The following is a 229-nucleotide window of genomic DNA, read 5'->3' on the forward strand; positions in this document are numbered from 1 at the left end:
CAAGGATCGGCAGCCCCGCGTCACCGACGACCGGCTTGAGCCCGCTGCCTGGCGGCGGTTCGGCGAGTTTCTTCTCCGGGAATTTGGTGTTCAGCAGCATGTGTTCGACAAGACTCATGCCGGGAAAGTTGTTGAACGACGGCGTGAAGCGACGCTTGGCTTGGTCAAGGAGGTATGCCGGGGGGTGGATCGTCGCCATTGGCGCTCCTTACCGGTGGTGGCTGTAACT

At 61.6% G+C, this 229-nt stretch carries 1 protein-coding gene; it reads right to left on the reverse strand.

Annotated features, from left to right (window positions below):
* A partial coding sequence (locus ACRHOZ_RS21735; RefSeq protein WP_431130521.1) for a hypothetical protein occupies positions 1 to 199 on the reverse strand: 199 nt, incomplete at its 3' end.
* Positions 200 to 229: the final 30 nt, after the last annotated feature.

The sequence above is a fragment of the Flagellimonas flava genome (genome assembly GCF_050617915.1).
In the GTDB taxonomy this organism is placed as follows: domain Bacteria; phylum Bacteroidota; class Bacteroidia; order Flavobacteriales; family Flavobacteriaceae; genus Flagellimonas; species Flagellimonas flava_A.